Source organism: Lacimicrobium alkaliphilum, from assembly GCF_002591895.1.
Taxonomy (GTDB): domain Bacteria; phylum Pseudomonadota; class Gammaproteobacteria; order Enterobacterales; family Alteromonadaceae; genus Lacimicrobium; species Lacimicrobium alkaliphilum.
The window spans coordinates 125,453-152,247 of record NZ_NISX01000005.1; the positions used below are offsets into that span (position 1 = coordinate 125,453).

General features: G+C 49.7%; 29 protein-coding genes and 4 tRNA genes. 16 read left to right on the forward strand and 17 right to left on the reverse strand.

Going from position 1 to position 26,795, the window contains the following annotated elements; all coding sequences use genetic code 11:
* Positions 1-159: 159 nt before the first annotated feature.
* The 4 genes from rlmM to CDA54_RS06615 are packed head-to-tail and all read right to left on the reverse strand — an operon-like array spanning position 160 to position 3,098.
* Positions 160-1,227, reverse strand: a complete 1,068-nt coding sequence (rlmM, locus tag CDA54_RS06600; protein ID WP_099034197.1) for a 23S rRNA (cytidine(2498)-2'-O)-methyltransferase RlmM — start codon at positions 1,225-1,227, stop codon at positions 160-162.
* The gene (locus CDA54_RS06605; RefSeq protein WP_099034198.1) at positions 1,221-1,592 is read right to left on the reverse strand and encodes a DUF423 domain-containing protein; all 372 of its coding nucleotides are present in this window, start codon (positions 1,590-1,592) and stop codon (positions 1,221-1,223) included. The genes rlmM and CDA54_RS06605 overlap by 7 nt, the downstream gene beginning before the upstream one ends.
* Complete coding sequence (locus CDA54_RS06610; RefSeq protein WP_099034199.1) at positions 1,589-2,203, reverse strand: alpha/beta family hydrolase; 615 nt, start codon at positions 2,201-2,203, stop codon at positions 1,589-1,591. The genes CDA54_RS06605 and CDA54_RS06610 overlap by 4 nt, the downstream gene beginning before the upstream one ends.
* Positions 2,187-3,098, reverse strand: coding sequence for a transcriptional regulator GcvA (locus CDA54_RS06615; protein ID WP_099034200.1), 912 nt, complete (start codon positions 3,096-3,098; stop codon positions 2,187-2,189). The genes CDA54_RS06610 and CDA54_RS06615 overlap by 17 nt, the downstream gene beginning before the upstream one ends.
* A gap of 193 nt (positions 3,099-3,291) precedes the next feature.
* On the opposite strand from CDA54_RS06615, the gene CDA54_RS06620 reads away from it, so the two are divergent.
* Complete coding sequence (locus CDA54_RS06620; protein WP_099034201.1) at positions 3,292-3,555, forward strand: hypothetical protein; 264 nt, start codon at positions 3,292-3,294, stop codon at positions 3,553-3,555.
* A gap of 151 nt (positions 3,556-3,706) precedes the next feature.
* Here the strand turns inward: CDA54_RS06620 and kdsA are convergent, their stop codons facing one another.
* The 8 genes from kdsA to hemA all read right to left on the reverse strand — a co-directional run bounded on the left by kdsA (position 3,707) and on the right by hemA (position 12,160).
* Complete coding sequence (gene kdsA, locus CDA54_RS06625) at positions 3,707-4,558, reverse strand: 3-deoxy-8-phosphooctulonate synthase (protein WP_099034202.1); 852 nt, start codon at positions 4,556-4,558, stop codon at positions 3,707-3,709.
* On the reverse strand, positions 4,555-5,802 hold the full coding sequence (locus CDA54_RS06630; protein ID WP_099034203.1) for a DUF819 family protein: 1,248 nt from the start codon (positions 5,800-5,802) through the stop codon (positions 4,555-4,557). The genes kdsA and CDA54_RS06630 overlap by 4 nt, the downstream gene beginning before the upstream one ends.
* A 51-nt stretch (positions 5,803-5,853) precedes the next feature.
* Positions 5,854-6,669 carry a SirB1 family protein gene (locus CDA54_RS06635; RefSeq protein ID WP_099034204.1) on the reverse strand — a complete coding sequence of 272 codons (816 nt, stop codon included), beginning with the start codon at positions 6,667-6,669 and terminating at the stop codon, positions 5,854-5,856.
* Between the two features lie 88 nt (positions 6,670-6,757).
* Positions 6,758-7,135, reverse strand: a complete 378-nt coding sequence (locus CDA54_RS06640; RefSeq protein WP_099034205.1) for a SirB2 family protein — start codon at positions 7,133-7,135, stop codon at positions 6,758-6,760.
* A gap of 157 nt (positions 7,136-7,292) precedes the next feature.
* Positions 7,293-8,852 (reverse strand): DUF3369 domain-containing protein, encoded by a 1,560-nt coding sequence (locus tag CDA54_RS06645; RefSeq protein ID WP_099034206.1) that lies wholly within the window; start codon positions 8,850-8,852, stop codon positions 7,293-7,295.
* A gap of 102 nt (positions 8,853-8,954) precedes the next feature.
* The gene (prmC, locus tag CDA54_RS06650; protein ID WP_099034207.1) at positions 8,955-9,821 is read right to left on the reverse strand and encodes a peptide chain release factor N(5)-glutamine methyltransferase; all 867 of its coding nucleotides are present in this window, start codon (positions 9,819-9,821) and stop codon (positions 8,955-8,957) included.
* Positions 9,811-10,899: a peptide chain release factor 1 gene (prfA, locus tag CDA54_RS06655; RefSeq protein ID WP_099034208.1), complete on the reverse strand. Its 1,089-nt coding sequence runs from the start codon at positions 10,897-10,899 to the stop codon at positions 9,811-9,813. The genes prmC and prfA overlap by 11 nt, the downstream gene beginning before the upstream one ends.
* 7 nt (positions 10,900-10,906) lie before the next feature.
* Positions 10,907-12,160, reverse strand: coding sequence for a glutamyl-tRNA reductase (hemA, locus tag CDA54_RS06660; RefSeq protein WP_099034209.1), 1,254 nt, complete (start codon positions 12,158-12,160; stop codon positions 10,907-10,909).
* A 128-nt stretch (positions 12,161-12,288) separates the two neighbouring features.
* On the opposite strand from hemA, the gene lolB reads away from it, so the two are divergent.
* The 12 genes from lolB to CDA54_RS06720 all read left to right on the forward strand — a co-directional run bounded on the left by lolB (position 12,289) and on the right by CDA54_RS06720 (position 20,540).
* Positions 12,289-12,879, forward strand: coding sequence for a lipoprotein insertase outer membrane protein LolB (lolB, locus tag CDA54_RS06665; RefSeq protein WP_099034210.1), 591 nt, complete (start codon positions 12,289-12,291; stop codon positions 12,877-12,879).
* Entirely contained in the window at positions 12,864-13,733 is an 870-nt protein-coding gene (ispE, locus tag CDA54_RS06670) for a 4-(cytidine 5'-diphospho)-2-C-methyl-D-erythritol kinase (RefSeq protein WP_099034306.1), read from the forward strand. Before lolB ends, ispE begins: the two co-directional genes overlap by 16 nt.
* A gap of 22 nt (positions 13,734-13,755) precedes the next feature.
* A complete protein-coding gene (locus tag CDA54_RS06675; RefSeq protein WP_099034307.1) occupies positions 13,756-14,703 on the forward strand; it encodes a ribose-phosphate pyrophosphokinase in 948 nt (315 codons plus the stop codon).
* Positions 14,704-15,295: 592 nt separating this feature from the next.
* Positions 15,296-15,685, forward strand: coding sequence for a hypothetical protein (locus tag CDA54_RS06680; RefSeq protein WP_099034211.1), 390 nt, complete (start codon positions 15,296-15,298; stop codon positions 15,683-15,685).
* A 171-nt stretch (positions 15,686-15,856) separates the two neighbouring features.
* A complete protein-coding gene (locus tag CDA54_RS06685; RefSeq protein WP_099034212.1) occupies positions 15,857-16,510 on the forward strand; it encodes a 50S ribosomal protein L25/general stress protein Ctc in 654 nt (217 codons plus the stop codon).
* A 5-nt stretch (positions 16,511-16,515) separates the two neighbouring features.
* Complete coding sequence (gene pth / locus CDA54_RS06690) at positions 16,516-17,094, forward strand: aminoacyl-tRNA hydrolase (RefSeq protein ID WP_373286085.1); 579 nt, start codon at positions 16,516-16,518, stop codon at positions 17,092-17,094.
* A 16-nt stretch (positions 17,095-17,110) separates the two neighbouring features.
* On the forward strand, positions 17,111-18,202 hold the full coding sequence (gene ychF / locus CDA54_RS06695) for a redox-regulated ATPase YchF (protein WP_099034214.1): 1,092 nt from the start codon (positions 17,111-17,113) through the stop codon (positions 18,200-18,202).
* Between the two features lie 230 nt (positions 18,203-18,432).
* Positions 18,433-18,509 (forward strand) — tRNA-Met (locus CDA54_RS06700).
* Between the two features lie 8 nt (positions 18,510-18,517).
* Positions 18,518-18,602, forward strand: a tRNA-Leu gene (locus CDA54_RS06705).
* Between the two features lie 6 nt (positions 18,603-18,608).
* Positions 18,609-18,683: transfer RNA gene (locus CDA54_RS06710), tRNA-Gln, on the forward strand.
* A gap of 31 nt (positions 18,684-18,714) precedes the next feature.
* Positions 18,715-18,789, forward strand: a tRNA-Gln gene (locus tag CDA54_RS06715).
* A gap of 320 nt (positions 18,790-19,109) precedes the next feature.
* Positions 19,110-20,540 carry an alanine/glycine:cation symporter family protein gene (locus CDA54_RS06720; RefSeq protein WP_099034215.1) on the forward strand — a complete coding sequence of 477 codons (1,431 nt, stop codon included), beginning with the start codon at positions 19,110-19,112 and terminating at the stop codon, positions 20,538-20,540.
* Between the two features lie 201 nt (positions 20,541-20,741).
* Here CDA54_RS06720 and CDA54_RS06725 read toward each other — a convergent pair whose 3' ends face one another.
* The 4 genes from CDA54_RS06725 to CDA54_RS19840 form a co-directional block, all read right to left on the reverse strand.
* The gene (locus CDA54_RS06725; protein WP_099034216.1) at positions 20,742-21,716 is read right to left on the reverse strand and encodes a Vgb family protein; all 975 of its coding nucleotides are present in this window, start codon (positions 21,714-21,716) and stop codon (positions 20,742-20,744) included.
* 112 nt (positions 21,717-21,828) lie between these two features.
* The gene (gene ycaC, locus CDA54_RS06730; RefSeq protein ID WP_099034217.1) at positions 21,829-22,455 is read right to left on the reverse strand and encodes an isochorismate family cysteine hydrolase YcaC; all 627 of its coding nucleotides are present in this window, start codon (positions 22,453-22,455) and stop codon (positions 21,829-21,831) included.
* 79 nt (positions 22,456-22,534) lie between these two features.
* Positions 22,535-22,621: a pirin-like C-terminal cupin domain-containing protein gene (locus tag CDA54_RS19835; RefSeq protein WP_342352407.1), complete on the reverse strand. Its 87-nt coding sequence runs from the start codon at positions 22,619-22,621 to the stop codon at positions 22,535-22,537.
* On the reverse strand, positions 22,615-22,779 hold the full coding sequence (locus tag CDA54_RS19840; protein WP_229748100.1) for a hypothetical protein: 165 nt from the start codon (positions 22,777-22,779) through the stop codon (positions 22,615-22,617). Before CDA54_RS19840 ends, CDA54_RS19835 begins: the two co-directional genes overlap by 7 nt.
* A gap of 112 nt (positions 22,780-22,891) precedes the next feature.
* Between CDA54_RS19840 and CDA54_RS06740 the strand changes: the two genes are divergently transcribed.
* A complete protein-coding gene (locus CDA54_RS06740; protein WP_099034219.1) occupies positions 22,892-23,800 on the forward strand; it encodes a LysR family transcriptional regulator in 909 nt (302 codons plus the stop codon).
* 296 nt (positions 23,801-24,096) lie between these two features.
* Here CDA54_RS06740 and CDA54_RS06745 read toward each other — a convergent pair whose 3' ends face one another.
* On the reverse strand, positions 24,097-25,263 hold the full coding sequence (locus CDA54_RS06745) for an FAD-dependent monooxygenase (RefSeq protein WP_229748108.1): 1,167 nt from the start codon (positions 25,261-25,263) through the stop codon (positions 24,097-24,099).
* Between the two features lie 195 nt (positions 25,264-25,458).
* Here CDA54_RS06745 and CDA54_RS06750 point away from each other — a divergent pair, with 195 nt between their 5' ends.
* Together CDA54_RS06750 and CDA54_RS06755 are read left to right on the forward strand one after the other, a co-directional pair.
* Entirely contained in the window at positions 25,459-25,779 is a 321-nt protein-coding gene (locus CDA54_RS06750) for a hypothetical protein (RefSeq protein WP_099034221.1), read from the forward strand.
* Between the two features lie 151 nt (positions 25,780-25,930).
* Positions 25,931-26,782, forward strand: coding sequence for a DMT family transporter (locus CDA54_RS06755; protein ID WP_099034222.1), 852 nt, complete (start codon positions 25,931-25,933; stop codon positions 26,780-26,782).
* Positions 26,783-26,795: the final 13 nt, after the last annotated feature.

Here is a 26,795-nt window from a genome sequence, read left to right on the forward strand (position 1 = left end):
CGATTCTTTTATGTTTCGCAGTCACAGGTTGAAGTTTGCAAAGGAAAGCCTAAACGCTGCTCTTACATTATGCAAAAACCGGCAGACCATTACATACCCAAACGGGTATGAGCGCTGACAAAACTGTGGTCAATTAAAACAGACTTAATGCACGTAGCGTCAGCGTCCACCACACAGGTGCAGCGTGATTTCTTCCCGGTCATGGTAAAGATGCTTGGCTCGCAGGCGGTAAGGTGTTGCATGTAACACTTCAGCGATTTCCCGCTCTGCCTGTTGCCATGATTCGTAACGCCGTTTCATCGGCAACTTGAGATTAAAAATGGCCTCCTGGCACCAGCCTTTTGTCAGCCAGCTGGCCATCAGTCTCGCCACTTTTTGTGGTTGTTCCACCATATCGCATACCAGCCAGTGGATATTCTTCTTTTTTGGTTCGAACTTAAAACCATCTTCGGCAAAGTAACGCACCTGACCGGTCTCCATCAGGCTTTGTGCCATTGCACCATTATCCACCGCCTGCACAAACAACCCCCGTCTGACCAGCTGATAGGTCCAGCCACCGGGACAAGCGCCCAGATCCACAGCCTGCATTCCCCCCTGCAAGCGGGATTGCTGTTCATTTTTACTCAGAAACACCTGGATCGCCTCATCCAGTTTCAGGCTGGAACGGCTGGGTGCTTCCGGTGGCGCTTTCAGTCGCAAAATACCCTGTGGCCACGGCGAGATCTGTCCAGGCTCTGCATAGCCCAAAAACACCTCATCACTTTGGGTAAAAAATGCGAAAAAGACATTTTCAGAGGAATTCTCCTTTTTACTCAAGGTGCCGGATTTTCTCAGGGCCTGGCGTAAAGGTACGGTAAACTTGCGACAGAATCGCGACAGTTCACGCCCCTCTGTGGTGTCAGGATATTCCACCCTGAGCTCTGAGCACTGAGGGAAGTTACTGCACGCCTCCAAAATAGGACTGATTCTATCCTGCGCATTCAGGCTCACCAGCCTGGCATCACAGACAAACATCTGCCGGGCGAAAACAAGTTGCTGCACTGAGTATTGCTTTGCCAGTTTCTGTGCATCACCACTTTGGTAGCATTCAAACAATACAAAACCACTTCCATTCTGGGTGCGGGCAAAACCATAGGCTTCTGCGCTCGTGGCTTTGTCCTGAAGCTCCTTGGCCAGGTCCCCTTCAAAACCCGGACGACAATAGGCCAGCAGTGACGCGGTCAAAATGTGCTCCGGATACTGGCAATCACTAGCAACAGCCAGCCGAAAATCATAATCAGCCCACCCAATGGGGTGATGGGGCCAAAAAAGCGCATACCGGTTAAAGCCAGCATATACAGACTGCCGCTAAACAGAACCACGCCCACCAGAATACTGATGGCGGACCATTGCAACATAGGCTGGGGCTGGTGACGGTATAACAACACCAAAAGAATCAATGCCAGGCTATGCCAGAGCTGGTATTGCACACCCGTCTGAAAGGCAGACATCAGGCTCTCGTCAAGACGCCCCTTCAGACCGTGTGCAGCAAAGGCACCCAACATGACACCGGTCATGGCCAAAAAAGCTCCTGACGTTAGGATCCAGTTCATAATTGCTCCTGAATGAAGTTGATACTTTGCTGCACAGCGAAGTCCATATTTTGCTGCAGAGATATTCCTGAAGCTTTACGTGGTTTAAAACTATGCTCACCGTCAGGCACATAGACCCGCTTTACACGAGAGTGCAACGGGTAACGCTCACTCTCAACTCTGGTGCCAAACGGATCCCTTTCACCCTGCAGTATTAACACCGGCTTGCCATCCTCAAGCAGATGCTCAGTGCGCAACTTTTCCGGCTTGCCAGGAGGGTGAAAAGGATAGCCATAACACAAACAGCCTTTGATATGCTCATGTTCACACAACATAGAAGCCACCCGGCCTCCCATAGACTTGCCCCCTATAAACAAGGGTAAATCGTGGCCTGCTTCAGCGATGGCTTCAACAAATTCAATTGTTAATTTTGGCACACGCTCAGGGGGGCGACGCTTACCTTGTGTTTCACTGCGCTGCATGTAGGCGAAATTAAAACGGTGCACTGTTACCCCCTGGCGGCACAATTGCTCTGCAATTTGCTGCATAAATTCACTGTGCATACCCGCACCGGCACCATGAGCCAGCAATACGCTGGCAATGGGACTTTCGGCTTTATTGGTCAATAACATCGTCTTGTTGTTCTTCCTGTACCTGATTGATCACCCACTGACGGAAGGTGGCAATTTTTCCAAGCTCAGCCTGAGACTCATGGCAAACAAGGTAATACGCATTTTTAGTTATCAGCTTCTCATCAAAGGGGCAAATCAGACGGCCAGCCTGAATCTCAGGCCTCGCCAGCACGCTATGGCCAAGCGCAATCCCCTGCCCCAGCGCTGCGGCCTGCAATACCAGCATGGAATGACTGAACACCGGCCCCTGGTTCACGTTGACACCCAGTACATTAAAATGCCGGATCCAGTTTTTCCAGGCTTCTCTTGAGGCATCATGCAATAAAGTGTGATGGCGCAAATCATCCAACTCTTCCAGCGGTTTACCTGACTGAAACAACATAGGAGAGCAGATAGGCGTGAGATATTCGGTATGTAATTTATCGGCATGCAGACCACCCCAACGGCCTTTCCCGTAATACACTGCAACATCGACATCGTCAGTCAGGTGACCCTCATCAAAATCCACTGCCTTGATGCGCACATCTATGTCCGGATGCTCGGCACTGAACTTATTGATTCGCGGCACCAGCCATTGAATTGCAAAGCTGGGGGGCAGAGCCACAGTGATGGCACCTTTTGCACCTCTTGCCAGCAGACGCTGGGTGGCGTCCTGCAATGAACTGAAAATATCCTTTATATCCAGATAATACCCCTGCCCCTCCTCTGTGAGCAGCAATGTTCTGTTTTTACGCAGAAACAGCTTCATCCCCAGGAAAGACTCAAGAGACTTAATCTGATGACTGACCGCAGCCTGAGTTACAAAAAGCTCGTCAGCCGCTTTAGTAAAGCTTAAATGCCGCGCCGCAGCTTCAAAAGCCTTAAGAGAATTCAGTGGTGGCAGTCTGCGTGACATAAGGGTGACACATCCATTAGTTTTTTTAATGAACTTGACTCAATTAATGTCAATTTAAGTCGAGTCAATAACAGGTTATATTTTAACCGTGAGAGAAAAAAAGCCTTAATGCTTAACCAGTTAAGAAAACAATATTTTAACAACTCCATCACAAAAGCGTAATTTTAACATTAATTTAACTAGAGGTTCGCAGATGAAAAACTTTACCAGACTTATTACCCTCAGCCTAGCGTTGATTGCTGCACAACAGGCCAGTGCTGATCAAATTACCAACAAAGAGTGGGTGCTACAACAAGGCAATGACTATATCAGGGAAGCCGTAATCAATCTGGATATTCCTGTTCTGGCAGAGCTGAAACGTCAGATTAAAACCACAGTAGTTGAAAAGAACTCATCTATGCTGGCCAAAAACGAAACACGTACAGCCCCCCCAGTTAAAACATCGGCGTCAGAATAACCTTCATTTCTGCAACCTGATGGAGACGAATAACAGATTCGTATTGGTATGGACACTTGTAGTTGCCCATTGCGTCCGCGTGATTGGTTGACTATCTGATAATTACGCGTTCAGGCGGACTGTTCTGTCCGTCTGAAACCTGTATCGCCAACTAATTTGCACTGGTATCCAGTGGTGCAAAGCCCTTGATCATGTCGTCCAAATCCTTCATTTGCTGCAGATAACCCTCTAATTTGTCGAGAGGTAACGCACAGGGCCCGTCGCATTTAGCCTGATTCGGATCCGGATGCGCTTCAATGAATAATCCAGCCAGACCCAGAGCCATACCACTGCGCGCCAGTTGCGCGGCCTGAGCACGACGGCCATCTGCCGAATCACTGCGCCCACCAGGCTTTTGCAAAGCATGAGTCGCATCGAAGATAACCGGCCCATAGGCCTTCATTTCATCCATCCCCAGCATGTCTACAATCAGATTGTTGTAACCAAAGCAACTGCCCCGCTCGCAAAGGATGATTTTGTCATTACCGGCCTCCATAAACTTACTGATGATATGGCGCATCTCATGTGGGGCCAGGAATTGAGGCTTTTTCACATTGATCACTGCCCCGGAGTTCGCCATCGCCACTACCAAATCAGTCTGACGGGCCAGAAATGCCGGTAGCTGTAGCACATCCACCACTTCAGCAACCGGTGCTGCCTGCCATGGCTCATGCACATCGGTGATCAGCGGTATATCAAACGTTGCCTTAATTTCAGCAAAGATCTTCAGCCCCTCTTCCATTCCCGGTCCGCGATAGGAATGCACCGAAGAACGGTTGGCTTTATCGAACGAGGCCTTAAACACGTAAGGGATGCCTAAACGCTGAGTGACCTCTTTATAATGTTCAGCGATACGCATGGCCAGATCTCTGGACTCCAGCACATTCATGCCACCAAACAGTACAAAGGGTTTATCGTTAGCCACTTCACGGCCAGCGATAGTGATCAGCTGCTGATTATTCATCCTGCCACTCCTTTCATAATAATCCCACACAGATAAGCCATGTAGGTGCCAAGGCCATAGCCAACAACAGCCAGCAGAACTCCTACTGGTGCCAGCGAAGGATGAAATGCTGCAGCCACAATAGGCGCTGAGGCTACACCACCGACATTAGCCTGACTGCCCACAGCCATATAGAAAACAGGCGCGCGGATTATCTTCGCCACCAGTAACATCAGGCCGGCATGGATCAGCATCCACAGAATCCCCAACACAAAGAAAACCGGTGTATCGACGATTTTCGTCACATCCATCTGCAAACCGATAGTTGTTACCAGAATATACACAAACAGGCTGCCAATACGGGATGCACCCACATGCTCTAACTGACGAACACGGGTAAAAGACAGTGCTATACCGATCGTGGTTGCAAATACAACCAGCCAGAAAAAACCACTATGCAGACTGAACTCTTTACCCCAGGGTGCATACTCCTGCATAAAGGGCACGGTCACATCGGATAAAAAGTGTGCCACTCCACAGGCACCAAAGCCCACGGCAAATATCATGATCATATCCCGCAGTTGCGGTATACGCATATTCTCAGTCTCAAACTTCTGTACTTTGGTGATCATCCCTTCAATAGCGGAGGTGTCAGCACCACTTTTTGCATCCAGCCGCTTTGCATTAGATGCCATGACCAGTAATACGGCCAGCCAGATATTGGCGATAATAATATCCACAGTAACCATAGTGGAGAAAATCCCCCCACCCACTTCGAAGATCTCTTTCATAGCGGCCTGATTGGCACCGCCACCGATCCAACTGCCCGCTATAGTAGTAAGACCGCGCCATACTTCATCCGGTCCCTGGCCTCCCATAGCTTCCGGTGCCACCGAAGACATAATTAACAGAGCGATGGGGCCACCGATCACAATGCCGATGGTACCGGTAAAAAATAAAATCAAGGCCTTTGGGCCAAGGTTAAATACCGAGCGCAAATCCATACTGAGAGTAAGCAGGATAAGGCACGCAGGGAGCAGAAAGCGCGACGCAACATAATAAGCGTTAGAGCTTGATGCATCCACGATACCAAAGGTGGTCAGCAAAGATGGCAGGAAGTAACAGAGGATCAACGTAGGCACAAAACGATAGAATTTCTGCCAGAAAGGATGAGAACTGCCGGCGGTGTAGAATACCCCCCCAAGAATTAGCGCAAGCAGGCCTATCACCACTGCGTCGTTAGTGATCAATGCTGTTTCTGTCATTTTAACTCCTTATTTTTTATTTTAAGCAGCACAGGATGGCCGTCGATGTCCTCAGTGCAGAATTTCTGATTTCAGACTGTGACTGCGCAACTGCAATTTCAGTAAATGGGCGGCAGGATCCTGCGGACACTGACGAATATAATATTGATAGTCGGCATACGCGCCGCCATAGCAGTTAAGTTGCTGTAACACCCAGCCCCTGCCCCGGCGTTCATAAGGATCATCCGGGTTCAGGCTCACCAGCAGCTCACTGGCGATCAGCGCTTGTTGAAACTGGTCCTGGTCGATAAACGCCGCTTTTAAATTCTGCACCAGACGCATCAACACATCGCGGCTACTGGCCGGCCTGACAACATCATCGCTGACACTCATTTCCGGCTCTTCAATGCTCATCTGGCGGTAAAGTTGCTCCAACTGGTTCCAGCTCAATTGCTTGCCGGTCAGCGCATCAAAAAACAGGCTTTGCTGCTCATTGACTTTCACCCTGTTCAGAAAATGCCCCGGAAAACTCACTCCTTTAACGTCAAGGCCTATGGCCCTGGCGAGATGGCAATACAGAATACTCAAACATACTGCACAGCCATTACGATAGAGTATTACCTGATCCATCAGTGCATAATCCGATGCCAATAAACTCCTGGGCTGTCCGGCAAAGGCCAGTTCAGTGAAGAAAAACTGGTTCAACGCTCGTACCTGCTCCTTTACCGGCCCCCGCAGATCGATTTTCAGACGCAGGCGTTGCTCCCACTGGCGGATCACAGAGATGTAAAAAGGTAACGAGATATCAGCATCAAACTTTTGCGCCACCAACAACGAAGCCGTCAACAAATCATCGTCGTCAAGAGCGAGCTGTATGGAAGTCATCATCGAAGAATTCTCACTTTGAGGAAATACACGCCGGGCTCAGAGATGCCTGATGAAACGCAGGAATCTCAGCCAGACCAAAGCTGTAATCTCAACCGAAAAGCAGGGGCTGCTTCATGATCGCCACTTTGGCCGCAAACACCAGCCAGGCCAGTGCACCAACAAAACCGACCCAACGAATGAAGACTGTACGCCCCAACTTAAGCGCGACCAGCCCCATCAGAATGTATAGCAGTACGGCAAGCAGTTTTTCGGTCACCCAGGCATGCACGAACGGATATTGGGCAATCAGAACACACAACCATATGGCTGTAATCAACAACAATGTGTCAATGACATGAGGCACTACTTTAACCCACTTTTTCTGCAACATGGCTGAGCCACGCATGGTCCAGAAAAAACGCAGAATAAACAGCGCAAGGCTGATGGATATAACAGTAAGATGAAGATGTTTAACCATAGCGTACATACAATGGACCTTATTATTCTAGTTATCTGAGCAGCAAATTTACTGTGTTCGGGAAGGAAAATCGAGTCAAGAATCAACCTTTACGGTTAATTCCATGCCTGACAGGTTAATTTATACCAATATCCGGATAAATTTAGCGCTGAAACCGACTGGTTGATTACTCCATATCCAGATCATCCGGATAGGCCAACGCTATTGCTTCTAACTTATCCTTGTTTGCAATCAGAATATCCACCAGCTTGGGATCAAACTGCTTACCCCGTTGCGCCTGAATATTATCCAACACTTTCTGCAGGGGCCAGGCCTCTTTATAAACTCGTCTGGCCTGCAACGCATCAAAAACATCCGCCAGTGCCGCAATACGGCTGAAAATAGTGATTTCTTCCCCCTTAAGTCCCTGAGGGTAACCGTTACCATCCCAATATTCATGATGATCTCTGGCCATTTTCGCCGCCGCCTGAATAATCGGTCGACGCGAATCTTTTAACAACTGATAACCAAATTCAGTGTGATGGCGTACCACCTCTTTCTCCTCCTCGCTCAACTGACCCGGTTTAAGCAGGATGGCCTCGGGGATTTTTAGTTTACCCACGTCATGCAGGGGAATCGCCAACTTAAGGATATTGATTTCCTCTTTTGCCAGGCCATACTCCCGGCCAAGCAGTTCACAAATCATGGTCATGCGCTGAATGTGCTTACCACCACCCATTTGGCGTTCAAGAGCCTGACCGAGCCTTTCGACAATCTCCCGCTGCGTATCTTCAATATCTTTGGTTAACAGCACATTATCGAAGGCAATCTGTACATTCTGAGAGAATATCTGCAGCAAATGCTTATCGGTTGCGGTCAGTTTGCGGGGTAAACCGGACAGATACAATAATGAACCATTGACCGTCTTACTATTGCAATAGGCCACCAGGTACTCGTCCTGATAAACAATGTCTTTTTCCTCCAGCGCCTTATTGCAGGACGCCAGTTGCTGACCATCGAGCACTTCATCCAGCGTTTGCCCCTCGCGCTCGGCAAAGTCCCCCTTACCGCTGAAAATGTAGAATTGCGACGACTCGTTGTTATCAATAGGTTTAGGCCCGGCAACGGCAGAGGTAATATAAGCAGCGTCCTGAGTGCCACCAATCAACGACGACAACTGCTGAACGATACCGTCGATAAAGTTTTCCAAAGAGTGGATACTGAAAAGGTCTGCGGAAGCGGAGATGATTTTTTCCAGCCCCTGACGGTTTTCCTCTATAACAATAATGTCCCGGTAAGAACGCAAAGTGGCAATCACCACGGTAAAGAGTTTTTGTGCCGTCAGCTCTGTCTTAGACTTATAATCGTTAATGTCATAGTTAATGATCACATCACGTTCAGGCGCCTGCCCCGGCTGCCCCGTACGCAGAATAATACGGGTGAAATGATTATTGGCTTCATTGCGGATAAATTCAGCCACCTGCAACCCCGCGTCATCGGTTTCCATCACCACATCCAGCAGCACGATGGCGATGTCGTTATGCCTGAGAAAGATATCTTTGGCTTCTGCGCCGGAATAGGCACTGATAAATTCAATGCCTTTATCCTGAAAAACGAAATCACTGAGTGCCAGTTTGGTTACTGCATGCACTTCCGGCTCATCATCTACAATCAGGACTTTCCAGTTGCTACGATCGCCGACTGCTTCATCTTCGGATTCATCCATAAATAACAACTCATCAGACATAGTGGAGGTCTCCTTATAATTCAAACGGCTAGCCACAACAGAAAAGGTGAAACTAATTTATAGTCGGGCCAGCTCCACTATGCCATTAAAATATATGGAATTTCACTTCTTTTTCAGCCACTTGCCAAAAGTAATGCGTTCAAGCCCTGCATAATCCCTTTCACTCCCCACTTCAGTAAAACCATGCAACAGCAGTGCATCCCGTACTTGCTGAGCTTGCTGAAAACCGTGTTCCAGCACCAGCCACCCAGCATCAAGCAGATATTTTCCGGCATGGGCAATGATATGCTCCAAAGCAGCCATCCCCTGCTGCTCAGCCACCAGTGCCGATAAGGGTTCAAAACGAACATCACCTTGCTCTAAAAAAGGACTGTCCGGCTCTACATAGGGCGGGTTGCTGACGATCAGCGAAAAATGATGGCCTTCAAGTTGTGCAAACCAGTCACTTTGCATAATGTGAACATTTGCAATGTTATTGCGCCGGGCATTGACCCGGGCCAGCTCTACGATATCGGCATCAAAGTCTGTTGCGGTCAGCTGCCAGTGGGGCCTTTCACTGGCCAGTGCCAGCGCAATGGCGCCGGTACCTGTGCCTAAATCCAGTACATCAAGGGGTGAGTCATAAAACAGCGATAGCGCCTTCTCCACCAGCACCTCTGTATCAGCCCGTGGGATCAGTGTCTTGGGACTCACCTGCAAAGACAAGCTCCAGAAGCCACGTTCTCCGGTCAGGTGGGCCACGGGAACCCCCTGCTTTCGTTGTTCAATCAGCTGCTGATATGCCTGCCACTGCTGCTTTGATAAGGTTCTTTCCGGCCAGGTATGTAAATACACCGCCGGCTTTTGCAGGCAATGACTTAACAGCGCCTTACTGTCAATCGTTGCATCCGCATCATTCGGTTGAGAGAGTTGTAACACCTTTTTGGCCCAGCTCAGCGCTGAGGCCAGTGTCGGTATTTCAGCTGTCATCAGATAGTGAGGCAAGGAGATCGGCCTGATGCTCCTGGCGAATCGGATCGAGTATCGTATCCAGTTCGCCCTGAACCACATCATCAAGCCGGTAAAGGGTCAGGTTTATACGATGGTCGGTTACTCTGCCCTGTGGGAAATTATAGGTACGGATACGCTCTGAACGGTCGCCACTTCCCACCAACAGGCGACGCGTACTGGCCTCTTCAGCAGTGCGCTTATCCTCATCCAACTGGTTCAGCCTTGCCTGTAACACTGACATGGCCTTGGCACGATTCTTATGCTGCGAGCGCTCATCCTGACATTCCACCACCAGCCCTGTTGGGATATGGGTCAGGCGAATGGCCGAGTCAGTTTTATTCACGTGCTGACCACCTGCGCCACTGGCACGATAGGTATCCACCCGCAGATCTGCCGGGTTGATGTCTATGGCTTCTGATTCAGGCAGTTCAGGCAATACGGCGACAGTGCAGGCAGAGGTATGAATGCGCCCCTGTGACTCGGTTTCAGGAACCCGTTGCACTCGGTGGCCGCCGGACTCAAATTTGAGTATGCCATAGCAACCTTCACCGACAATATTGGCGATAACCTCTTTATAGCCGCCGTGTTCCCCCTCACTGGCACTGACCAGTTCAACCCGCCAACCCTTGCTTTCGGCATACCGGCTGTACATACGAAACAAATCACCCGCAAAAATAGCGGCCTCATCGCCGCCGGCACCAGCCCGGACTTCAACAAAACAATTCAAATCGTCATTCGGATCTCTGGGCAACAACAGGATCTGCAGTTCACTTTCCAGCCGGGTAATGGTTTCCCTGGCCAGCCGGGCCTCATCTTCCGCCATTTCACGAATTTCAGGATCACTTTCCTGCTGCATCTCACGGGCGTTTTCCAATTCCTGCTGTGCCTGGCGGTATTCACGGAAACACTTAACAAGCTCTTCCAGCTGGGCATATTCTTTTGACAAACTGCGGAACTTGTCCTGATCGTTAATCACATCAGGCTCACTCAACAGCGCCTGCACTTCATCAAAACGTTCAATCAATGACTCGAGTTTGTGCAATACCGATTCTTTCATACCTTTCCTATACCTTGTCCAGGCCTAATGCCTGCCTGAGCAGCGCTAGTGTGCGCTTGTCTTTATCCACGGCCGCCTGCTTTATTGCCTTCGTGGGAGTGTGGATCAAACTGTTGGTGAGCTTATTGGCCAACTCGGTGATCACCACCTGAGGATCCTTGCCTTCCTGCAACTGCTTCAGAGCCCGATGTTGCAACTTCTGTTTGTGCGCTTCACTTTGCTCGCGATAAGAACGCACCAAATCTACAGACGCCAGCGAATCATGCCATTGCAGAAACTCTGTGACCCCCTGCTCAATCATTTCCTCGGCTTTTTCAGCAGCGGACTGCCGCGAGGCCCGGTTCTCCTGAACAATTTGCTGTAAATCGTCGACGGTATACAAATAAGCATCATCCAGTTCGCCCACTTCGCTTTCCACATCACGAGGCACGGCAAGGTCTACCAGGAACATAGGCTGATGACGGCGTTTTTTCAGTGCCCGCTCTACTACCCCTTTACCTAAAATGGGTAACTGGCTGGCCGTGGAGCTGATAATAATATCCGCTTCATGCAGATGATCCGGAATCTGAGCCAGCGTGATCACATCACCGCCCAGGGGCTGCGCCATATCACTGGCACGGCTCAGCGTCCTGTTGGCCACCCTGATACTCTGCACATGCTGCTCGTGTAAATGACGGGCCACCAGTTCAATGGTTTCTCCGGCGCCAATCAGCAGCACATTGACTTTATTCAGAGACGAAAATATATGCCTGGCCAATTGCACTGCTGCAAAGGCCACTGACACAGCATTAGCGCCAATCTCTGTGTCGGAGCGTACTTTCTTGGCCACTGAAAAAGTTTGCTGGAACAATCGCTCAAAGCCGCTACCAATCATACCGCTGTCCCGGGCGCTGGTGTATGCCTGTTTTACCTGGCCCAGGATCTGCGGCTCTCCCAGAACCATGGAATCAAGACCACTGGCGACCCGCATCAGATGACGTATTGCCTGTTCATGGGTGAAACAATAGCTGGCATTTTCAATCGCCGCTCCATCCAGTTGATGAAACGACGCCAGCCACTGACTCAGTTGCTCCCCTGACAGGTTAATATCAGCGTATATTTCGGTGCGATTACAGGTAGACAAGATCACAGATTCTTCACTGCCCAGCTGTTCTTTGAGGGCACGTAAGGCTTCAAGCTGGGCGTCTGTGGAGAAGGCAACTTTTTCTCTGACTTCCACTGGAGCCGTGTTGTGATTTATACCGAATGCAATTAGCGCCATTGGAGTCGTGTGTTAATGCCTGAGAGTGAGCGGTTACGGCGTGGCATTGTACGCAAAAGCCAAAACTATTGAAAGCATCGGCGCTTCTGTGTTCCCATACCGCTATTCCTATATTCCTCTGTAATCACATGCAAGCAGTTTACCTTTATCGCCTGTTGTTAGTTGCTGTTGTTCTGCTGCTCAGCGCTTGTGCAACCAGACCACCACCGCAGTACTCTGTTAATGCGCAGAATCATCAGCACCAGTTGCAACAAATCCGGGAATGGCAAATCAGGGGCAAACTGGCTTTTCGCTCAGAAAAAGACAAATTCAGCGCCAATCTTAACTGGCGCCAGCAGAATAAAAATTTTCACCTCAATCTGAGTACCTTTCTCGGCACCAATATTCTGTTGCTTGAAAAACAGCAGGGCAAGGTTGAATTACACTACGATGACAACCTTTATCACCACATAAACGCCACCGAATTACTCTATGAGTTGCTCGGCTGGAGCATTCCGGTGGAATCCATAAGTCGCTGGGTAAAGGGCCAGGCGAGTCATGAAGCCAATGCAGAATTTTCAGACAATGGACTGATCAGTAAACTGCAAACCGCTGATGGCTGGGTGGTCAGCTACAGCGACTATCGACTTACTGAAGCTGTTCTGCTCCCTCATCAGATTAACTTTCAGGCCGGACCAAACACAATCAGAATACGGGTGGATGCATGGCAAATGAACTGATTAGCTGGCCCTCTCCTGCCAAGCTAAATTTGTTTTTACATATTACCGGTCGCCGGCCTGACGGTTATCACCAGCTGCAAAGTTTATTTCAGCTACTCGATTACGGCGACACACTGCGTTTTGAAATTAACACTCGTACAGACATTGAACTGGTTTCCCTCCTTCCCGGCGTAGCAAACGAAGATAACCTGATTGTCCGGGCAGCAAGGTTGCTGCAACACGCAACAGGCACTAATAAAGGTTGTCGTATACACCTTGATAAACGCCTGCCTATGGGGGGCGGTATTGGTGGGGGGTCATCCAATGCCGCCACCACGCTGGTGGCACTGAATTATTTATGGCAATGCGGTTTAAGCACAGACAAATTGGCCGAACTGGGGCTTCGGCTTGGTGCCGATGTACCGGTATTTGTGCACGGTAAGACGGCGTTTGCCTCTGGGGTCGGAGAAACCTTAACGCCGGCTCCCCAAGGCGAGAAAACGTTTCTTGTGGTGAATCCGGGTATTGCAATTTCTACGGCCCAAATATTTAATCATCAGGATTTACCCCGCACCACAAAGCCCATTAGCTGGCGGGACTATGACTTTGACAACACCCAAAATGACTGTGAAAAACTGGTTTGCAACACGCATCCGCAAGTTGCAAATCTGTTACACTGGTTGTTAGAATACGCGCCGTCGCGGATGACGGGAACGGGATCGAGTCTGTTCGCCATTTGTGATAATCAGAACCAGGCAGAAAACCTGCTTTCTCAGCTACCAGAGGGGTGTCATGGCTTTGTCGCAACAGGGGTTAACCAGTCACCTCTGCAGCAAATGCTGGACAGATTGAGAAATGCCGACCAAAAAATTTAGACAGCTCATTGAGGATCCTACCGTGCCGGATATGAAGTTATTTGCTGGTAATGCCGTACCAGAACTCGCCCAGAAAGTCGCCGACAGGCTCTACACCAAACTCGGGCATGCCAGCGTAGGACGCTTCAGCGATGGTGAAATCAGCGTCGAGATTCATGAGAATGTACGGGGGTCTGATGTCTTTATCATTCAGTCAACCTGCGCGCCTACCAATGATAACCTGATGGAACTCATTGTCATGATCGATGCCCTGCGCCGCGCATCAGCCGGTCGCATCACCGCTGTACTGCCCTATTTTGGTTACGCCCGCCAGGACCGCCGCGTCCGTTCAGCCCGGGTGCCTATTACTGCGAAAGTGGTCGCCGATTTCCTGTCAAATGTCGGTGTTGACCGGGTACTGACAGTAGATTTGCACGCCGAACAGATTCAGGGTTTCTTTGATGTACCCGTGGACAATGCCTTCGGCACACCAATTTTGCTCGAAGATATGCGTGAACGGGAGTTCGTTAATCCTGTGGTGGTGTCTCCGGATATTGGCGGTGTGGTCAGAGCAAGAGCCCTGGCAAAAGTGATGAACGATTTGGATCTGGCCATTATTGACAAACGCCGTCCGAAGGCCAATGTCTCTCAGGTGATGCATATCATCGGCGATGTTCAGGACAGAGACTGTATTATTGTGGATGACATGATTGATACCGGTGGTACCTTGTGTAAGGCAGCCCAGGCCCTGAAGGATCATGGCGCTCGCAAGGTATTCGCCTATGCGACTCACGCCATATTCTCCGGTAATGCGGCGAAGAACCTGGAAGAGTCAGTGATGGATGAAATCATCGTCACCGACAGCATTCCTTTGTCACCACAAATAAAAGCATTGGGCAAGGTCAAGCAGCTGAGTCTCTGTGACATGCTGGCTGAGGCCATTCGCCGGGTCAGCAATGAAGAGTCTATTTCAGCAATGTTCGAGTACTAAGCAACATTGTATGATTTAAAGAGAATGCCGGACTCGCTCCGGCATTTTTGTTTAAAGCATTTCACCACGAAAAAACAATCCCCAAAATAATTACCTCTCGCGGAGGCGCTGAGACGCAGGGGCTTTATTGACCAACAACTCTGTATTTCTCTGCGTGCTCTGCGTCTCGGCGAGATAATGACATAGAATCAGCCCTGACCCGCAATCCGCTTCACTCCTTGCGGGCTACACCGTTGTCATGCCCGAATGTTGTTATCGGGCTTGTCCAGCACCTTTGATAGCACAGTGTTATCGAACAGCACATTGCTAATTCAATGGTTGCTGGGCATCCAGCGCCTTTGCGAAAGGTAAATTTCACCACAGAGTCACAGAGAGCACAGAGGTATCAACGGTTTAACCCCCCTTTTACTTCTCCGTGCCCTCCGTGCCTCTGTGGTTTAATTCTCTTTATATAAACCTGATAACTGAAAGCTGATGAATTTAGTAATCAGCCATCAGGATGACGAACTAGCGATAAAGGCCAGTGATACAATGACAGTGCCAGGACTATTGGGATAAGATGGCGCTCACAATGTGTTGCTAAGGATGCGCCATGAAAAACTCACTGATCGCTGTTATTTCTCTGCCGCTGATATTTGCCTGTCAGGCAGAGTCTAATGCATCGTCGCAATCACAACACGCCAGTCAGGCATCAGAAGATATGAATACGCAAGCACCTGGAAAAGACACTATTCGTTTTACCGCCGAAGTCGTGTTCAAGGATCTGGAAGGCGGCTTTTTTGCCCTGATTGGCAAAGATGGCAGCAAATATCAGCCTATGGGACTGGCGCTGGAATTTCGTCGCCATGGTCTGATCGTTGAAGTTGAAGCAGAAAAAGTCACAGACATGGTGACCTATCAGCAGTTTGGTACCCTTATACGCATCATTAATATCAGCATAGTGGACGAATCCGGCGTCCGGAGTAGCGGCAATACCCACTAGACCTTTGGTGGTGCATTCTGTCGGTTTCACTCCTCTCTTGTTTCACGCCGCGCCCGGTGTTAGAATTCGCCGCCCTTTTCTCGGGGCCTGCCTCTTCACAATGGACGAGGCCAGAGACTTTTCGGATTTTGGTCGCGAAGTCCGGATTCACTTAAATTTTGGAGTATTATTATGCCTGAAGCGATTTTCACCCTGGATGCAGAAGTCCGCACAGACATGGGGAAAGGTGCGAGCCGCCGCCTGCGTCATGCTGACAAAGTACCTGCTATCCTTTATGGCGCTGGCAAAGAGCCGGTTGCCCTGACTCTGGATCACAACAAAGTGAACCAGGCACAGGATTTTGAAGCTTTTTACAGCCATGTTCTGACCCTGAACATTGGCGGCAAAAAAGTTGAAGCCCTGGTTAAAGATATCCAGCGTCATCCTTATAAGCCTAAGCTGACTCACCTTGATTTTCTGCGTGTTGATGCCAAGCAAGCGGTTACCACTCATGTTCCTCTGCACTTTATCAATGAAGATAAAGCCAAAGCGATCAAACTCGAAGGTGGCCACGCAGAGCACCATATGGCTGACGTAGAAATTCAGTGTCTGCCACATGATCTGCCTGAGTACATCGAAGTGGATCTGCTTAACGTAGAAATGGATCAGACCCTGCATTTGTCTGACCTGGTCATGCCTAAAGGCTCCAGCCTGACTGAGCTGGCGAAAGGCGAAGACCACGATCTGGCTGTAGTTACTATCAAGGCAGCCAAAGTAGCGGCTCCTGAAGAAGACGAAGATACAGCAGCCGATGATGGCGAGGAAGAAGCCAAGACTGAGGAGTAATCCTCTTGGTAAAGCTGATTGTGGGCCTGGGAAATCCAGGCCCTGAATATGAAAATACCAGGCACAACGCTGGTGCCTGGTATCTAAATGCCCTCGCCAGACACTTTCATACTTCCCTTAAAGCGGAAGCCAAGTTCTTTGGGTATACTGCCCGTCTGACCATTGCCGGTCAGGATATCAGATTGCTCTACCCTACTACCTTTATGAATCGCAGTGGTCAGGCTGTATCAGCCCTGGCAAACTTCTATCGTATCGCTACAGATGAGATTCTGGTGGCCTATGATGAACTGGATTTACCGCCTGGCATTGTCAAACTGAAAACCGGTGGCAGCGCAAGTCAGAATGGTATCCGCGATATCGTCAGTAAACTGGGTAATGACAAAGGATTTCACCGTCTGCGTATTGGAATCGGTCACCCGGGGCACAAAAGCCAGGTTACCGGCCATGTTCTGGGTAAAGCCAGAGCCGAGGAGCAGGAAAAAATTGAAGCAGCCATCGATGAAGCGGTGCGCTGTACAGATATATTAATTAAAGATGGAATGACCAAAGCGATGAATCGCTTACATTCTTTCAAAGCAGATTAACGCAGAGGACACTTTCATGGGTTTTAAATGTGGCATAGTGGGTTTGCCAAATGTGGGAAAATCCACGTTGTTCAACGCCCTGACCAAGGCCGGAATTGAGGCCGCTAACTTTCCGTTTTGTACCATTGAACCGAATACCGGTGTAGTACCTGTGCCCGATACCCGCCTGGATAAACTGGCGGCGATCGTTAACCCTCAGCGTGTGATTCCCACTACCATGGAGTTTGTGGACATTGCCGGTCTGGTGGCTGGCGCGTCCAAAGGTGAAGGACTGGGTAACAAGTTTCTGGCCAATATCCGCGAAACCGATGCTATCGGCCATGTTGTACGCTGCTTTGAGAACGACAATATTGTGCATGTGGCTGGCGGTGTTAACCCGGCGGATGATATTGAAGTGATTAACACAGAACTGGCCCTGTCCGATCTGGATACCTGTGAAAAAGCACTGCTGCGGGTTGGTAAAAGAGCCAAAGGTGGAGACAAAGACGCCAAATTTGAAGTTCAGGTGCTGGAGAAAATCAAACCACACCTGGACGAGGGCAACATGTTGCGTTCAGTGGAACTGGAAAAGGAAGAGCTGGCGGCCATCGCCTACATGAACTTTCTGACGTTAAAACCCACTATGTACATTGCCAACGTTAACGACGATGGCTTTGAGAATAATCCTCACCTGGACAAGGTCAGAGCGATAGCCGAAGGCGAGAATGCAGTAGTCGTGGCTGTTTGCGCTGAAATTGAGTCTGAGATTGCCGAACTGGAAGAAGAAGAAAAAGCCGAGTTTATGGCTGATATGGGCCTCGACGAACCGGGACTCAACAGGGTTATCCGTGCAGGCTACGATCTGCTTAACCTGAATACGTATTTTACCGCCGGCGTCAAAGAAGTGCGTGCCTGGACGTTCCCCATAGGTTCTACCGCACCACAGGCTGCGGGTAAAATTCATACCGACTTCGAAAAAGGCTTTATTCGCGCCGAAGTGGTAGGTTATGACCACTTTATCGACTACAAAGGTGAGCAGGGTGCCAAAGATGCCGGTAAATGGCGTTTGGAAGGTAAGGAGTACATTGTGAAAGACGGCGATGTGATTCACTTCCGTTTTAATGTCTGACGAACTTGCTCATAGTGGATATAGCTTCCAGGCCGGTCACTGACCGGCTTTTTTGTGGCTCAGTTACTACTTTTACCTCTTTGTCTGTGTTTATTACGCCAAAACCCTGAAAGTTAATTTTTATCCAACTTGCTCAGTTCCTGCTCAGTCAGACCAAGGTTGTCAAAAAAGGGGTTGACCATCATCGGGCAGATCAGCATAATACGCGCCACTCAAAGCGAGTATCAAGTGGCTAAGTAGCTCAGTTGGTTAGAGCACAGCACTCATAATGCTGGGGTCGCAGGTTCGAATCCCGCCTTAGCCACCATTAATCTTGCGGAAGTGGTGAAATTGGTAGACACGCTGGATTTAGGTTCCAGTGCTTCACGGCGTGAGAGTTCGAGTCTCTCCTTCCGCACCATGTTGTTGGGGTATAGCCAAGTGGTAAGGCAACGGGTTTTGATCCCGTCATTCGTTGGTTCGAGTCCAGCTACCCCAGCCATCTCCCTTATTCGCGCATTGAGTCCAAAAATTGGGGTATAGCCAAGTGGTAAGGCAACGGGTTTTGATCCCGTCATTCGTTGGTTCGAGTCCAGCTACCCCAGCCATATATTTAAAAAGCCGCTCAAACGAGCGGCTTTTTTGTAATTAAAACAAAAGAAATTTCACCACAGAGAACACAGAGGTTTAAAAGCTTCTAACCGGTGTTGGAGTTTCTTTTTCGTGCTTTTCGTGTGGTTGGTGGTCTGTTTTTCTCTCGCCAAGGCGCAAAGACGCAGAGGTTTTAACTGTTTAAACCTTTTTACTTCTCTGTGTTCTCCGTGCCTCTGTGGTGAATATGCTCTTTCTAGTTCACAGCTTAGCTCTGGACAGCGCGCGTTATTCCCGACAGTATTAGCCCATCCTCAACAACAATAAGAATAACGCTGTGGTCCACGAACTTGTTTCCGCCATCAATGGTGTGCTCTGGGGCTGGTTACTGATTGTAATGCTGGTGGTAGCCGGTTTTTGGTTTAGCTTTCGCCTTGGTGGTGTTCAGATACGCCAGTTTACCCATATGTTCAGCCTGCTAAAAGGCAGTAGTAAAAGCGATAAAGCGGGTATCAGCTCATTTCAGGCTCTATGCACAAGTTTATCCGCACGGGTTGGCACCGGTAATCTGGCAGGTGTCGCCGTGGCCATCTCTCTTGGTGGTGCCGGTGCCATCTTCTGGATGTGGGTGATCGCTATTCTGGGTATGGCCACTGGCTTTGCAGAAAGTCTGCTGGGCCAGTTATACAAAGTACGAGACAGCAAAGGCGAGTACCGTGGTGGGCCCGCTTATTATATTCAGCAAGGCTTAAATAAGCGTTGGCTGGCTATTACCTTCTCTCTTTGTTTGTTTTTAGGCTACGGCTTTATTTTCAGTGCTGTGCAGGCCAACTCCATAACCGACGCGCTTAATCATGCCTATGGCATTGACACCTTTAGTGCCGGTGTGGTGATTATTCTGCTAGCGGGTGTGATTGTTGTTGGCGGTTTACGCGGCATTGCCCGTTTCGCCGAATGGATGATCCCCTTTATGGGTATCAGCTACGTTATTGTTGCCGTGGGTATCACGGTATATAACATCGACATGGTTCCCGCGGTGCTTGCCAATATCTTCAGCTCCGCTTTTGGATTACAGGAAGCCGGTTATGGTGCCCTCGGGGCGGCTATTAAGCATGGGATCCAGCGTGGTCTGTATTCCAACGAAGCCGGTTCAGGTAGTGTGCCCCATGCCGCTGCCAGCGCGACTCCAAATCCAAACCACCCTGCCAGCCAGGGATATGTGCAGATGCTCGGCGTATTTCTCGACACTATGGTGCTCTGTACCTGTACGGCTGTCATTATTCTGCTGGCCGGTGGCGAACAGGGCGAACAGATGGAAGGTATCCGTATGACTCAGGATGCCATGGCTTTTCACCTGGGCAATGGCGGTAATGATTTTGTTGCTGCCGCCATCAGTTTGTTTGCTTTTACCTCAGTCGTTGCTAACTACGCTTATGGTGAGAGCAACCTGCATATGTTTAAACTAGATAACAAAGCAGGGCGCAGTGTGTATACCGTCGGCTACCTGCTGATGATCCTCTGGGGCTCGATGGCCTCGTTGCCTCATGTCTGGGCACTGGCGGATATGGCTCTGGGACTGATGACCGTGATAAACATAATCGCCATTGTCTGGCTGACTCCCACCATTGTCGCTATTAGTCAGGATTATCTGAATCAACGAAAACAAGGCAAAGAACCTGAGTATCAGCATGGCAATTGCGAAATTCAGGGGGCCACCGAGGATAATATCTGGGATGGCGGCAATACCAACAAGTCGGAGCAGAGCTGACTGAAAGACTGGTTTTTTGTTGGGAGGGCAACGTAACCGGTGTTACTTGCTCTTTAAATTTGCCCTGCCGGTAACCTATCTGGTTGTTTCAGCTCCCGTGAACGTTTTGCCGGGTAAACCCTCTGGGAGCCGATAAGGGAAAACGAGATTCAGGTGCCGGAGACTGCCCATGGCCCACTAAATTCTGCAAGATGACTGCTGTCAGTTCTGCAGTCTTGCCTGCCCCAGCGTATTGGCATCGGTGCCAAACCACAGACTGTGGCTGCCAGGATCGTACACCATATGCCGCACTGTACCGCCGCCGCTTGGTATCGGCACGGGGTCGGTGAAGCTTTCGGTGGTGGGATTAAATCCAACCAGGCGATTCGGTTGCACGCCTGTTTCCACCAGCCATAACCAGCCTTTTTTATCGGAACTCATTGCATAAGGACGTGCCTGAGCCTTGGCCGGAGCCTGCCATTCCTTTACCTCACCACTGTCCGGGTTTAACCGGCCAAGATACCCTTCAGCGTAGTCCACATACCAGACATTACCGTCTTCAGTGACCGCAAGACGTCTGGGTAAGGTATTTTTGCGAGGCAACGTAAACACCTTCAGTTTGCCATCTTTTAAAGTTGCTACCTCGTTACTGGCAAAGTAAACAATCCAGGGCTGATCCTGATGCACCACCAACCCATAAGGCCGTGCAGCCTCAGTTTCTACAGAGTACAGAGTAAATTCCCCTGAATCGGTCTCCAGAAAACCGACTTTGTTACCCTGTTGAACCGTAAACCAGATGTCCCCCTGTGAGGTAAAGGCCTGGGTATGGACATCGCGGCGCCCCTTGCCCGGCAATTCGAAACGCCGGATATCGCCGTTTTGTGGGTTAATCAGACCGACATGGCCGTCACGGTTACCGGCATACCAGGCGCCACGTTTATCGACGATAACATTATGAGGCCCTGCCCCCTCAGGCAGATCGTAACGTTTGAATTCAGCGTCGGAAGGAACAAAGGTGGCAGCATAATCTGCTTTTTGACCCACAAACCAGATCAGGTCAGGGCCTGCAACATAGGGATCGCGGGGGCGGCTGTCGGGCCATGGCACTGTCCACTCCTGAATGTCCGCCACAGGATTGGCTAATGCCGTTAATGGCAAACTCAGCAGCGAAATCAGCAAGACTCTTATCGTTGTCATGTTCTCTCCCATTTTGCTTTTAAAAACAATAAAGTATAGAAGAAAACATGCCAGGGATGTGCAGTATAACCCGAGAAAACGGCCAGCCATCGGGGCTGGCCGTACACAGCGACTACTTTGCTGCCATCAGCGTCGCGTAACTGTTTATCAGATTGCGATAGTCAGGAATATGGTTTGAGAACAACTGCCCCAGGCCTTCCACATCATTTCGCCAGTCGCGGTGCAGTTCACAGGCCACACCGAACCAGGTGATCAGTTGTGCACCGGCCGAAGACATACGATCCCAGGCTGAATCCCTTGTCAGTTCGTTAAAGGTACCGGATGCATCGGTTACCACAAACACGTCAAAGCCTTCCGCCAGCGCCGATAGCGTCGGAAAGGCAACACAGACTTCCGTCACTACTCCGGCGATAATCAGTTGCTTTTTACCTGTGGCTTTAACCGCCTGCACAAAGTCACCGTTGTCCCAGGCATTGATCTGGCCCGGGCGGGCAATAAACGGGGAATCGGCGAAGGTCTCTTTTAGCTCTGGCACTAACGGACCATTAGGGCCATCTTCAAAACTGGTAGTCAGGATAGTCGGCAGTTCAAAGTACTTCGCCAAATCCGCCAGTGCCAGTACATTATTTTTAAAACGATCAGGATCGATATCCCGCACCAGCGATAATAAGCCTGTCTGGTGATCAACCAGTAGTACGGCTGCATCATCTTTGTTAAGTCGTTTGTAGGAATTGCTCATATCTAGCTCCTTTTGCTAATTTAAGGGCGATAATCGCCCAGTGGATCGGTGCCGCCGATGCTTCAGCGGCATCAATTTTTTAAGCGAAATCACCACGCTGAAAATCCCGGAAGGCCTGCTCGATTTCAGCATAACTGTTCATCACAAAGGGCCCCTGGCCTACCACAGGTTCATCGACTCCGCGGGCCCGGCGTGATCCAGTAATAAGAAGGGACTCAGCACCTGTGGATGGCTGCGATATGAGAACATTGAGCGCACCGGAAAGCCGTTTCCTACCCAGTGACGCCCTGCTTTACCACGCACTTCAAGAACTTTTTTCATCATTGCTGCTCCGATAAATACCTTCTGACTTAAGCTTATATTTGTATTTAAAAATGCAGTAGACTGATAATTTGCGATGCAGCGTTGCAATATTGCAACGACAAGAAGGAAAACGATGCAGGACTTAAACGACCTCTACTATTTCGTACAGGCGGTAAAATATGGTGGTTTCGCCCCTGCTGGCCGGGCGCTGGGTGTGGCCAAATCGCGGCTGAGTCGGCGCATAGCGGCGCTGGAGGAACGTCTTGGAGTGCGCTTAATTCAGCGCTCAACCCGACACTTTTTGATTACCGAAGTGGGACAGCGTTACTATGAGCATTGTCAGGCGATGCTCATAGAGGCAGAAGCCGCGCAGGAGACCATCGACAGTATCAAAGCTGAGCCTAAAGGGTGCATTAAAGTAACCTGTCCGGTGGGCCTGCTGCATTTTCATGTCGGTCAGATGCTGGCTGATTTTATGACACTCTACCCTCAGGTTTCAGTCTATCTGGAGGCCACCAACAGACGGGTTGATGTCATGGCAGAAGGCGTGGATATCGCATTGCGTGTTCGCCCCTTACCGCTTCAGGACAGTGATCTGGCATTACGGGTATTGTCTGACCGGGGTCAGTGTCTGGTTGCCAGTCCGGCGCTTATCGAACTACAGAACGGATTGCCACAACACCCGGAAGATCTAATCCGCTGGCCCAGTATGAGCCGCGCTATGCCCCAGGAACAGCACCAGTGGGTGCTGCAGCATAGGGATGGACGAAAGCAGCATATTGATTTTATCCCCCGCTACACCACCACCGATATGATGGCCTTAAGAAGCGCAGCCATTGCCGGGGTAGGTATCGTTCAGTTGCCTTTACTGATGCTGGGAGAACAGCTTGAAGCCGGTACATTGATAAAACTATTGCCGGACTGGGAGCCACGCCGGGAAATGATCCATATGGTGTTTCCCTCCCGCCGGGGCATGTTACCGGCAGTAAGGTCTCTGATCGATTTTCTGGTAGAGCGCTATGCGCAGATTATGGAAGACTGAATAAGCAGACCGATTTCACCTTACCTCCTCAGCGTGCTCCGCGCCTCTGCGAGATCATCAGGCTTTTTGGTTTTAGAACTCGCCGAGGCGCAAAGACGCGGAGGTTTGACAACCTTGTTCTGTTGTCCTCTTCGTACCCTTCGCAAAAAGCCAAATTTACCACAGAGGCACGGAGAACACAGAGGCTTGAATGGCTTAATTCCGTTTACTGCTCTGCGCCCTCCGTGCCTCTGTGGTTACATGCTTTATCACACTAAAATCACGCTGTTCACTGCCAACTGATAGCTGAAAACTACTTATAACCCCATGGCATAGCGGGTTACCTGCTTTTTCAGTGGCCCGGCATGCTGGGCCAGCCTTAAACCTAAGCGGCGCAGCTGTGTGACCGGCAGAATTTCGGTACTGAACGTTTTGTAGATCACATCCATGGCCGACATCATCAGCAGATTATCCGGCCTGCGTTTACGCTCATAGTGACTCAGAGCCTGGCCGAGCTGATGATTATCTTTAAGCCAGATTTTATCCTCCAGTTTCGCCAATAAACAGGCCACATCTTTAAACCCCAGATTCAGTCCCTGTCCTGCCAGCGGATTAATGGTATGAGCAGCATCGCCAATCAATACCGCGCTGTTGCTGACATATCCACTGGCATGCTGTCTGGTCAGCGGGAAAGATGCCCTGGAAAGGATATCAAAATCCATCAGCTCTGAGGGAAATGCCTGTTTAATCTCTGTTTTGAGATCGCTGTCCGACAAGGTTTTCAGCCGCTGAATCTGTTCGCTTTGGTGGTACCAGACCAATGACCCATAGCCATCATATAAGGGCAGAAATGCCATCGGCCCGGTGGCAACAAAATTCTGCCAGGTTATATCCTGCTGCGGTGCATCAGTTTTAATACTCACCGCCAATGCCTGTTGTTTATATTGCCAGCCAGATGTGCCGATACCCAGCTGTCTGCGTACTTTTGAATGAGCACCGTCTGCACCAATTAACAGGCCGGCTGAGAGCTCCGTACCGTCACTCAATGTCACCTGATTCTTATCCTGGCCACTTAAAGCCTTTAATTCAGCACTAAACCACTTTGTCTGGCTAAATTGTTGCAACGTTTCGTACAGCGCCCGTTGAATAAGCGTGTTCTCAATAATATGCCCCAGGTACGGTGCAGCTATATCATCGGCAGTAAAATCAGTGCGCGCATCGTCTTCCCAAACCGACAGGCGGCGATAGGGACAGACTCGCATGGCCTCAAGAACCTCCCATGCGCCAAGTTGTTCAAGTAGCAACCGGGAAGCAGCATTGATGGCTGACACCCGTATATCTGGCTGAGAACCGGCCTGATATGGATCAGGAGTAAGAGGATCAACAACCGCAACGGAATAATTCTGGCGGGCAAGCCCTAAGGCCATGGCAGAGCCGGTCATACTGCCACCAACTACAATTACATCAAACTCTTGCATCGTCATTTTCGTCACATTTATTCTGCCTGAAGCGTATCACGATTAGTGACATATCCCGACGACAAACAGCACAGATGTAACCGCTCGCGTCTGAAATGGCATTCTGACACACCTTATTACAACCGAAATACAACCTTTGGGCAGTTTCACGCTACATATAGTTCAGTAGTTCCAATTAACCGACAAAATGGTGAAGCCGATATGAAACAGTCCATCAAAGCCCTGTTACTGAGTCTGACATTAGCCGGTAGCAGTTTTTCCGCTTTTTCCGCCAGTCAGACCAATGAGTATATGCAATATACCTTTCACTACAGTTTTAGTGAAAAAGTGAACCTGGTACTGACCCATTACCTCCAGCTCAGGCAGGATATGGATCATCACCTGAACACAGATATTAATGAGCAAACAACCCGCTTTTTCAAACACTATGAACAACAAACATCATCACAACTGGCTTATCGCCCCATAGAAGCGAAAGACAGTCTGTCAGACAACGGCGGATCGCAGACGACCGTCAGATAACCCTGTTCCCTTGGCCACTTCCAATCCCAACCAACACACTTTCAGGAAGTGGCCTTTTTCACAGATCAATTGGGCGAATACCAATTGCACTAAATAACTGACAACGCTTCTGATAAAATGCCGCTCCTTTTTTTTGAGCATGCGGAATATCATGGGCTCACCCGTTGTTATTGGTGCCATTTGTCTGATCGTTGCCGAAGCACTGTTCGCCGGAATTGGCGCGCTGGTGAAACATCTCAGTACCGATATGAATCAGTATCAATTGGTCTTTTTCCGCAACCTTTTTGCGCTCATTGCGTTGATGCCCTGGATAATGAGAATGGGCCGGGTTGGAATCAAGACACAATATATTGGTCTGCACCTTTTACGCTCTACTTCCGGCCTGATCGCCATGTATTGTTTTTTCTATGTGCTTGCTCATATACCGCTGGCCCAGGCGATGATGGCCTTACTGGTTGCACCGTTTATTGTGCCGATTATCGCCCGTATCTGGCTCAAAGAATTAATCAGCCATAAGAGTCTTATGGCCATTGGGTTAGGGTTTATCGGCGCGGGCTTTATTCTGCGTCCCGAAGGGGAGAACATGAATCTGTACATCCTTCTCGCTCTGGTCTGCGCAACCCTGGTTGCCTTTACCAAGTGCACCATCCGAAGGCTCTCGGATTCTGAACCACCGGCCCGCATCGTATTTTATTTTACCTTTCTGGCCACAATCGTATCTCTGATTCCGTTGCTGGCAAACTGGCAGACTCTGCCGCAAGAGGTTTGGAAATGGCTAGGTCTGATGGGTGTAATGGCAGCGGCCGGTCAGTTATTGATGACCAAAGCCTTTCAGCTGGCATCTCCCGTGCGTATTGGACTGCTCACTTACACCAGCGTATTTTTCGCCGCCCTGCTGGGCTATGTTTTCTGGTCGGAGCCTGTTTCTGCGGGGCTGATTGCTGGAGCGATACTAATTGTCTGGGCCGCAAATATGACACTGCGCCAGCGCTGGCTATGGTAATACCAATCCGCGC